Source organism: Agathobaculum sp. (genome assembly GCF_050946325.1).
GTDB lineage: Bacteria > Bacillota > Clostridia > Oscillospirales > Butyricicoccaceae > Agathobaculum.
The window spans coordinates 1-9,221 of sequence record NZ_JBMNUP010000066.1 but is presented as its reverse complement, the minus strand read 5'-3'; the positions used below and the strand labels follow the sequence as shown (position 1 = coordinate 9,221).

The 9,221-nt window shown below is 57.6% G+C and carries 12 protein-coding genes; all 12 read right to left on the bottom strand.

Translation table 11 applies throughout. The annotated features are described in order from the left end of the window. Positions 1 to 30 precede the first annotated feature (30 nt). Positions 31 to 2,373 carry a translation initiation factor IF-2 gene (gene infB, locus ACOYIE_RS06595; protein ID WP_433411594.1) on the bottom strand — a complete coding sequence of 781 codons (2,343 nt, stop codon included), beginning with the start codon at positions 2,371 to 2,373 and terminating at the stop codon, positions 31 to 33. A gap of 18 nt (positions 2,374 to 2,391) precedes the next feature. Then, entirely contained in the window at positions 2,392 to 2,841 is a 450-nt protein-coding gene (locus tag ACOYIE_RS06590; protein WP_433411592.1) for a L7Ae/L30e/S12e/Gadd45 family ribosomal protein, read from the bottom strand. After that, positions 2,831 to 3,109 carry an RNase P modulator RnpM gene (gene rnpM, locus ACOYIE_RS06585; protein WP_433411590.1) on the bottom strand — a complete coding sequence of 93 codons (279 nt, stop codon included), beginning with the start codon at positions 3,107 to 3,109 and terminating at the stop codon, positions 2,831 to 2,833. The genes ACOYIE_RS06590 and rnpM overlap by 11 nt, the downstream gene beginning before the upstream one ends. Before the next feature lie 23 nt (positions 3,110 to 3,132). Then, positions 3,133 to 4,197: a transcription termination factor NusA gene (gene nusA, locus ACOYIE_RS06580; RefSeq protein ID WP_433411589.1), complete on the bottom strand. Its 1,065-nt coding sequence runs from the start codon at positions 4,195 to 4,197 to the stop codon at positions 3,133 to 3,135. A gap of 17 nt (positions 4,198 to 4,214) precedes the next feature. After that, positions 4,215 to 4,679, bottom strand: a complete 465-nt coding sequence (rimP, locus tag ACOYIE_RS06575) for a ribosome maturation factor RimP (protein WP_433411587.1) — start codon at positions 4,677 to 4,679, stop codon at positions 4,215 to 4,217. Positions 4,680 to 4,846: 167 nt separating this feature from the next. Further along, a complete protein-coding gene (locus ACOYIE_RS06570; protein ID WP_433411585.1) occupies positions 4,847 to 5,515 on the bottom strand; it encodes an MgtC/SapB family protein in 669 nt (222 codons plus the stop codon). A gap of 467 nt (positions 5,516 to 5,982) precedes the next feature. Then, entirely contained in the window at positions 5,983 to 6,327 is a 345-nt protein-coding gene (gene rplQ / locus ACOYIE_RS06565; RefSeq protein WP_433411583.1) for a 50S ribosomal protein L17, read from the bottom strand. Positions 6,328 to 6,395: 68 nt separating this feature from the next. Further along, on the bottom strand, positions 6,396 to 7,343 hold the full coding sequence (locus ACOYIE_RS06560) for a DNA-directed RNA polymerase subunit alpha (RefSeq protein ID WP_433411581.1): 948 nt from the start codon (positions 7,341 to 7,343) through the stop codon (positions 6,396 to 6,398). A gap of 84 nt (positions 7,344 to 7,427) precedes the next feature. Continuing rightward, a complete protein-coding gene (gene rpsD, locus ACOYIE_RS06555; RefSeq protein WP_433411578.1) occupies positions 7,428 to 8,021 on the bottom strand; it encodes a 30S ribosomal protein S4 in 594 nt (197 codons plus the stop codon). Between the two features lie 18 nt (positions 8,022 to 8,039). Next, positions 8,040 to 8,444, bottom strand: coding sequence for a 30S ribosomal protein S11 (rpsK, locus tag ACOYIE_RS06550; RefSeq protein ID WP_433411576.1), 405 nt, complete (start codon positions 8,442 to 8,444; stop codon positions 8,040 to 8,042). A gap of 16 nt (positions 8,445 to 8,460) precedes the next feature. Next, positions 8,461 to 8,829 carry a 30S ribosomal protein S13 gene (gene rpsM / locus ACOYIE_RS06545; RefSeq protein WP_031472203.1) on the bottom strand — a complete coding sequence of 123 codons (369 nt, stop codon included), beginning with the start codon at positions 8,827 to 8,829 and terminating at the stop codon, positions 8,461 to 8,463. A 306-nt stretch (positions 8,830 to 9,135) separates the two neighbouring features. Then, a partial coding sequence (rpmJ, locus tag ACOYIE_RS06540; protein WP_433411596.1) for a 50S ribosomal protein L36 occupies positions 9,136 to 9,221 on the bottom strand: 86 nt, incomplete at its 5' end.

The window sequence follows — 9,221 nt, the reverse complement described above, 5'->3', positions numbered from 1 at the left end:
AAGGGGGACGAAATCCCCCTTAGAGCAGTGTTACTGCTTCACTTCTTCCATCACGAAGCACTCAATGATATCCAGTTCCTTGATGTCGTTATAGTTTTCGATGCTCATGCCGCATTCATACCCGGAAGCAACTTCCTTTACGTCATCCTTGAAGCGCTTGAGGGTGTTCAGATGGCCTTCGTGGAATACAATGCCGTCGCGCACCACGCGCACCTCGGCGTTGCGCTGGATCTTGCCGTCCTGCACATAGCAGCCGGCGACAGCACCCGCGCCCGTGATCTTGAATACCTGGCGCACCTCCGCATGGCCGAGCACAACTTCCTTGAACTTGGGCTCAAGCATGCCCTTCATGGCCTGCTCCATCTCTTCAATCGCATCATAGATAACGCGGTACATACGCATATCCACGCCCTGCTGCGCGGCAGAATCGGTTGCTGTGCGGTCCGGACGAACGTTAAAGCCAACGATGATCGCGCCCGAAGCCGCGGCCAGCATTACGTCCGACTCGTTGATCGCACCAACCGCGCCGTGGATGACCTTGACGCGGACCTCATCGTTCGAGAGCTTTTCAAGCGATGCGCGAACCGCTTCGACCGAACCCTGTACATCAGCCTTGACAATGATGTTCAGTTCCTTCATCTCGCCCTGCTGGATGGAATCGAACAGGTTATCGAGCGTTACCTTGTGGAACTGCTTGTTGCGTTCTTCCTTTTCCTTGTCCTTGCGCTGCTCAACCAGCTCGCGCGCCATCTTCTCGTCGTCTACCGCGTCAAAGATGTCGCCCGCGCCCGGCACCTCGGCCAGGCCGATGATCTCCACCGGCACAGACGGACCGGCGTCCTGAATTTTCTTTCCGTCGTCATCGGTCATGGCGCGCACACGGCCGACCGCCGTACCGGCGATGACCGTATCGCCCGCATGCAGCGTACCGTTCTGCACCAGCAGCGTGGCAACAGGGCCGCGGCCCTTATCCAGCTTCGCCTCAATGACCGTGCCGTGCGCCTTGCGGTTGGGGTTGGCCTTGAGGTCGGCAACCTCGGCGGTCAGCAGCACCATTTCCAGCAGCTCTTCAATGCCCTTGCCGAACTTGGCCGAAATGTTGCAGACGATGGTATCGCCGCCCCATTCTTCGGGCACCAGTTCATACTCGGTCAGCTGCTGCAATACGCGGTCCGGATTGGCCGCCGGCTTATCCATCTTGTTGACCGCCACAATGATCGGCACACCGGCCGCCTTTGCGTGGTTGATCGCCTCAACGGTCTGCGGCATGACGCCGTCATCCGCTGCAACGACCAGAATGGCGATATCCGTCACCTGCGCGCCGCGCGCACGCATCGAAGTGAACGCCGCGTGGCCCGGCGTATCAAGGAAGGTAATCGGCTTGCCGCCCACCGCAACGCGGTATGCGCCGATATGCTGGGTGATGCCGCCGGCCTCGCCCTCGGTCACCTTGGTCTTGCGGATCGCATCAAGCAGCGAAGTCTTGCCGTGGTCAACGTGGCCCATAACCACAACGACCGGATCGCGCGGCTGCAGCTCTTCCGCCTTATCCTCATGCTCGTCGAACAGCTGCTCCTCAATCGTAACATGAACTTCCTTTTCAACCTTGCAGCCCATTTCCTCTGCCACAATGGCCGCGGTATCATAGTCAATAACCTCCGAGATGGACGCCATGACGCCCAGCTTGATCAGGCCCTTGATAACGTCCGCCGCGGTGCGCTTCATGCGGCTGGCCAGCTCGCCGACCGAAATTTCATCCGGAATCATCACCTTGACCGGAATCTTCTTGAGCGCAGCCATCTGCTGCTGGCGCTGCAGGCGGCGCATCTTTTCCTGCTCCTCCTGGCGGCGCTTGTTGCCGAAGGGCTTGGAGCGCTGGTCGGATTTCTTGGTCAGCTTCTGCTTCTTCTGGCTGTTCGACTGCATGCGGGCGGCCTTATCGGTCACAAGGGAGTCCACATGGTCGTCATACTTGGCAAGGTTTACGTCGCCCGCGCCGCGGGTGTCAATACGGTGTACCTGCTTTACCTTGGTCGGCGCAGGCTGCTCCGGCTTTTTCTCTGCCGGCTTGCTTTCAGCAGGCTTATTCTCCGCCGGTCTGTCCTGCTGTTCCGCCCGCGCCGGTTTGTCTGCCTTGGGCTGCTCCGGCTTATCATTCGAGGCGGCCTGCGCAGACAGCGTCTCCTCAATATTCTGCGTCTGATTGTGCTGCGTCAGGTATTCAAAAATGACGCTCAGCTCCTGGTCGTCCAGCACCTGCATATGATTCTTGGGGGCGGAGCAGTACTCCGTCAGAATCTCGGTGATTATCTTGGTCGATACATTGAAGTCCTTTGCAACTTCATGCACACGGTATTTATTCTCAATTGCCATTGGCGCTTACCTCCGATTTCAATTTTTTTGACTGGATCTATCTGCGCCGCTTGCGGCCCGTTCCGGACCTGCGGTTTTCTGTTTCTTTTTGCCCCTGCGGGACTGGATGCGCGTATTTTTATCTGCCAGCAGCTCTGCCTGCGCGGCATAGGCGCCGTCCATTCCGGCCAGCTTTTGTACGGCGGCGTTCGCCATGCCGATATCGCTGACCGCGCACACCGCGCAGCCGTTTTTGCCGATTGCCGCGCCCAACGCATCCTTGTCCTGCGGCAGCGTCACACACGGCACGTTTGCCCGCTGCGCATACTGCGCGGCTTTTTTCGCGATGCTCACGCCCGCGTCCGAGGCGACAAACACGCACCTTGCCTTTCGCGCGGCGCACATTTCCCGCACCAGATCGTCTCCGAACGCCATTTTGCCGGCGCGGCGCGCCAGGCCCAGCATGCCCAGCACAGGATCATTCGCCATTCTTCTGTGCCTCCATCTGCTGCTCCAGCGCATCGTATACGGTTTCGGGCACCTCAACTTCCAGCGCGCGGCTGATCGCACGGCTCCGGCGCGCTTTTTTCAGGCACTCCGGATTGGCGCACAGATACGCGCCGCGCCCCGGCGCCTTGCCCTTAAAGTCAAGCGAGAGTTCGCCCTCCGGCGAACGCACCACGCGAATCAGTTCCCGTTTGGGAAATTTCTCGCGGCAGCCGAGGCATTGCCGCATGGGAATCTTCTTCTGTACCATTTCTGCCGCACCCCCTGCCGTTCTTATTCGCCCTGCGAAGCCGGCGCAATATCAATTTTGCAGCCGGTCAGCTTGGCGGCCAGGCGGGCGTTCTGGCCCTCCTTGCCGATTGCGAGCGAAAGCTGATCGTCCGGCACAATCACGCGGCAGGACTTATTATCCCCCTGCAGGGTGGTGGAAATTACATCCGCCGGCGCAAGCGCAGCCGAAACGAACTGCGCCGTATCATCCGACCACTTGATAATATCAATCTTTTCGCCGCCCAGCTCGCCCGTGATGTTGGCCACGCGCGCCCCGCGCGTACCCACGCATGCGCCGATCGGATCGACATTCTCATCGTTGGACATCACTGCAATCTTGGTGCGGTTGCCTGCCTCACGCGCAATCGACTTAACCTCAACCACGCCCGAGTGGATTTCCGGCACCTCCAGCTCAAACAGGCGCTTGACAAGGCCCGGATGCGTGCGGGATACCACCACCTGCGGACCGCGGGTGCCGCGGCGCACTTCAATCAGGTAAACCTTGATGCGCTGCCCTTCCGTCAGCGTTTCGCCGCGGACCTGCTCGGAGGAAGCCAATACCGCCTCGCTCTTTTCACCGCCCGATACCACATCCAGATAGGCATTGCCCGTGCGCGGGTCAATGCGGGCGATCACGCCGGTCAGAATCTCATGCTCCTTGCTCTCAAACTCGGAGATGACCATGCCGCGCTCTGCCTCGCGGATACCCTGGATGATAACCTGCTTGGCCGTCTGCGCCGCGATGCGGCCAAAGGACTTGGTCGGGATCTCAATATCAATGATATCGCCCACCATCGGGTTTTTCTTGTATTCCTCGGCTTCCTCCAGTGTGATTTCCTCATAGGGCTCGTAGAGGTCCTCCGCCTTGACAACCGTCTTGCGCACATACATGCGGATCGTCTTTTTTTCACGGTCAGGCTCAACGAACACATTGTCCGTCATACCGTCGTTATCGCGCTTATACGCGGTAATCAGCGCCTGCCCAACGCGGTCCAGCATGTAGTCCACCGGTATTCCTTTTTCCGCCTCCAGCATTTCCAGCGCTGCAAAGAATTCTGCGTTCACCATTTTTCCAGCTCAACTCCTTATAGTTCCACCGCGAGTCGGACCGCGGCAATATCCTTTGGCTCGTATACGGTCTGCCGGCCGGCCGCTTCAATCGCAACGCAGCCATTGTCATATCCAACGAGCGTTCCTTCCACCTGCTTTGCACCATTCACCGGCTTATAAAAACCCACCTCAACGGTGTGCCCGATAAACGCCGCAAAATGCTCCGGCCGCTTCAGGCGGCGCGACAGGCCCGCCGAAGAAACACACAGCGTATAGGACGGCATATCGTCAAACTCTTTCGCATCCAGCATCGGGTCAAGCGCGCGGGATACCTGCTCGCACTGGTCGATACACACGCCTTCCGGATGATCGACTGTTACGGTCAGCATATACTGGCCGCCCTCTTTTTCAAATTCCACGTCCCACAGGGAAACGCCGGCCTGCTCACACAGGGGTTTGACCAGCTCTTCCACACGGGCGACGATCTGCTTTGCCTGCAAAGCCGTCCCTCCTTACAAAAATCCTCCAAGCAAAGCGTAAGGAGTGGCTTTCGCCACTCCTTACGGTTACTTTCTTACTTAACACGCATAGTATAACACGTTTCAGGCGCAAATGCAAGGGAAATTCCCCCTGAAAACCGGATTTCTCAAAATAATTTTCCGTTTTTTCAGGCCGCCACGGTTAAAACGCCGTTCACTTCGGCCGGCAGGCGCAGAAACGAAGACCGGTCATATCCGTGCGGCAGCACAACTACCATTACAAGCGCCAGCGTATCTTCCTTTTTCCGCTCTGTATGCACTTCTTTCACCTCAATATGCTCCGCCGCAAGCCATGCGCGCAGCTGCGCTGCGTTTGCGCCGCTCTCCGCCATCTGCACGCACAGTTCGGTCACACGCACGCTCCCTTTTTGCTCCACACGGCGCAGCACCACCTGCGAAACCAGCATGAGCGCCGTCGTCACCAGCCCAAGCAGGTACAGCCCGCTGCCAACCGCCATGCCGACGCCCGTCGTCGTCCACAGGCCGGCCGCCGTTGTCAGTCCGACCACGCTGCCGCGCCGCACGAAAATCACGCCCGCGCCCAGAAAACCGATGCCCGCCGCAATACTCGCCGCCACGCGCGATACGTCCACACTTGCGCCTTCCACCGGAATCACATCAAAAAATCCGTACTTGGAGACCAGCATCATCAGCGCGGAGCCGAGCGCCACCATCATATGGGTTTTCATGCCTGCGCCCTTCATGCGGGACTGCCGCTCAATGCCGATCACCAGCCCGCAGGCCGATGCAACCAGCAGCCGCACGACGCAGACCAGCTCCATGTTCCAGGGCAGCATACGCTCGCCTCCTCTCTCTGCTTTCAGTATAGCAGAACTGCGCGCGAAGTCAAACAAAACCGCAGCGCTCTTTTCCCCGCGGCACCTTCGCTCTGCACCGATTCTGCTTCGTACTTTCCGCCTGGGGCAAAAGAAAAAGGTTATCCAGTAAGCACGCTACTGGATAGCCTTTTTGAGACTGTCGAAAAACTTCGTTTTTCCGACAATCTGTGTTTGCCTTCGCCAAACACGGGCAAGAAAAAGTTCCTATACAGAAACTTTTTCTCGCTTAAAGTATAAAAAGGCAGGCACATGTCCTGACTTTTTATGCATTTGCGATGCAAATGCTGATTCATACGCGCTGCCGCGCGTGCTATCCATCTTTGTCTGTCAACGGCATCCTCGCAAAAGAAAAAAGGTTATCCAGTAAGCACGCTACTGGATAACCTTTTTAGATCACTATGCCTGTAAACAGGTGAGCCGTTACCTTACTTAACCAGCTCGATGATCGCCATTTCGGCAGCGTCGCCGCGACGCGGGCCGGTCTTGATGACGCGGGTGTAGCCGCCGTTGCGGCTGGCATACTCGGGCGCAATCTCAGAGAACAGCTTGGCAACAACAGCTTCCTTGGTGATGAAAGCCATCGCCTGACGGCGGGATGCGAGCGTATTCTTCTTGCCCAGGGTAATCATCTTTTCGGTCATCGGGCCGACTTCCTTGGCGCGGGCGAGCGTGGTCTCCATTCTGCCGTTCTCCAGCAGGTAGGTCACCATCGCGCGCATCATCGCCTTACGGTGGTCGGTCGGACGGCCAAGCTTGCGATAGTTAGCCATTCGTGTGTACCTCCAATTTTAAATAGGAAGCGGCGGCGCGGTATTTCGTACCGCCGCGGTTTCTGGTATTATTCGTCGGACTTGGCCAGCGAAAGGCCCATGGCCTCCAGCTTACCGATAACCTCTTCCAAAGACTTGCGGCCCAGGTTGCGAACCTTCATCATATCCTCTTCCGAGGTATTGATCAGGTCTTCCACCGTGTTGATGCCGGCGCGCTTGAGGCAGTTGAACGAACGCACCGAGAAGTCCAGCTCCTCAATGGTCATTTCAAGCACCTTATCGTGCTGCGCTTCAGCCTTTTCCACAACGGTCGACTTGGAGCCAATCTCTTCAGACAGGTCGACGAACAGGTCGAGATGGTCGCGGAGCACCTTCGCGCCCAGGGACACGGCGTCCCGCGCGTTGATGGTGCCATTCGTCCAGATCTCAAGCGTAAGCTTATCAAAGTCCGTCAGGTCGCGTACACGGGTATTCTCCACCGTGTAGTTAACCTTATAGACCGGCGTGTAGATCGAATCCACCGGAATGACCCCGATGGAGGTCTGGTGCTGCTTGTTCTTCTCCGCCGGCACATAGCCGCGGCCCGAAGTCAGCGTGATCTCCATAGACAGGCGCGCATCGCTCATCAGCGTAGCGATATGCAGGTCGGGATTGAGAATCTCGACCTCGCCGTCAGCGTAGATATCGCCGGCCTTGACCTCGCCCTCACCCGCGGCCTCAATGTAAACCGTTTTGGGGCCGTCGCAATGCAGCTTGGCAATAATGCCCTTCACATTCAGCACAATCTCGGTCACGTCTTCCTTAACGCCCGGAATCGTGGAAAATTCATGCTGCACACCGGCAATCTTGATGCTCGACGCGGCCGTTCCGGGCAGCGAAGAGAGCAGAATGCGGCGCAGGGAGTTGCCCAGCGTGGTGCCATATCCGCGCTCGAGCGGCTCGACAACGAACTTGCCGTAAGAGCCGTCCTCAGCGAGCTGTTCACAGTCAATACGCGGTTTTTCGATTTCGATCATGTGGTACCCTCCTTCACGTTGGTTGGAAACTTGAAACGGAACAGACGGAGCAGACGCCCCGCCCGTTCCAAAAGCGAGGGTCTATTATTTCGAGTACAACTCGACGATGAGGTGCTCGGCTACATCGTAATCAATGTCGTCGCGCGCGGGCATCGCCACGATCTTGCCCTCAAACGAATCCTTTGCCTTGTCGATCCACTTGGGAGCCTGCTTCTTGCCGTTCTCCTCAAGCAGGGTCTTGAACTTGGTGGTCGTGCGGGACTTCTCGCGAACAGCTACCACGTCGCCCGGCTTCACCTGGAAGGACGGGATGTTGACGCGCTGACCGTTTACAGTGAAGTGCGCATGGTTAACCAGCTGACGCGCCTCGCGGCGAGTGTTGGCAAAGCCCATGCGGAACACAACGTTGTCCAGACGGCGCTCGAGCTCCTGCAGCAGGATCTCACCAGTGATGCCCTGTTTGCGCTCGGCCTTCTCGTAGTAAGCATGGAACTGCTTCTCCAGAACACCGTAAATGAATTTTACCTTCTGCTTCTCATTGAGCTGCAGGCCGTATTCGGACTGCTTGCGGCGGGACTGCTTGGGCTGGCGCTTGGTAGACTTGGAGTAACCAAGTACCGCGGGGGAAAGACCAAGCGTCTTGCAGCGCTTGAGAACGGGCTGTGTATTCTTAGCCATTGTTTGGTTCCTCCTCTATTAAACTCTACGACGCTTGGGCGGACGGCAGCCGTTGTGCGGGATCGGGGTTACGTCCTTGATCATGGTAACCTCCAGGCCGGCAGCCTGCAGCGCACGGATGGCAGCCTCACGGCCGGAACCCGGGCCCTTAACGTAAACTTCAACGGTCTTCAGACCATGCTCCATTGCAGCGGCAGCAGCAGTCTCAGCAGCAGTCTGCGCAGCAAACGGAGTGGACTTACGGGAACCACGGAAGCCCATTTCACCAGCCGAAGCCCAGCTCAGCGCATTGCCGTTCAGGTCGGTGATGGTGACAATCGTGTTGTTGAAAGAGGAACGGATGTGTGCCGCGCCCTTTTCAATATTCTTGCGCTCACGGCGGCGCGTACGGGTCGCCGCGCCCTTTTTCTGTACCTTAGCCATTTATACGTTCCCCTCCTTACTTCTTCTTGTTCGCAATGGTCTTCTTGGGACCCTTGCGGGTACGGGCATTGGTCTTGGTGCGCTGACCGCGAACCGGCAGGCCGCGGCGATGACGCAGGCCGCGGTAGCAGCCAATTTCAACCAGACGCTTGATATTCAAGCCGATCTCACGGCGCAGGTCACCCTCAACGTTGTAGTCGCGCTCGATGACTTCACGCAGCTTGGCGGCTTCTTCTTCAGTCAGGTCCTTTACGCGGGTATCCGGATTGATACCGGTCTTGGCAAGGATCTCGTTGGATGTCTTGCGGCCAATGCCGAAGACGTAGGTCAGGCCGATCTCCACGCGCTTCTCGCGGGGAAGGTCAACACCGGCAATACGTGCCATACTTAATAAAACCTCCGATTTGTTTACACTGAGGCGTGTTTGCAAACACAGTATAGGGACCGCCTCCGCCCCTGCAGCGCCGCGCGCACCGCGCGTGCTTGTCGTGTTCACTTAACCATCATCCCGCGCCATAGCGCGGCAATTTATCATGCGATTGCTGTGCAATCGCCGTAAAAAGTCCAGCTCTGCCGGACTTTTTACACCTCGACTCAGGCGCCTTGGGCGCCGTCTGGGGGTATCGAAAGAAAGTTTCTACTGGAACTTTCTTTCGTATATAGGGGGTATAGGATACCCCCTATACTCTCTTTAGCCCTGCTTCTGCTTGTGCTTGGGGTTCTGGCAGATGACCATTACGCGGCCCTTGCGGCGAATGATCTTGCACTTCTCACAGA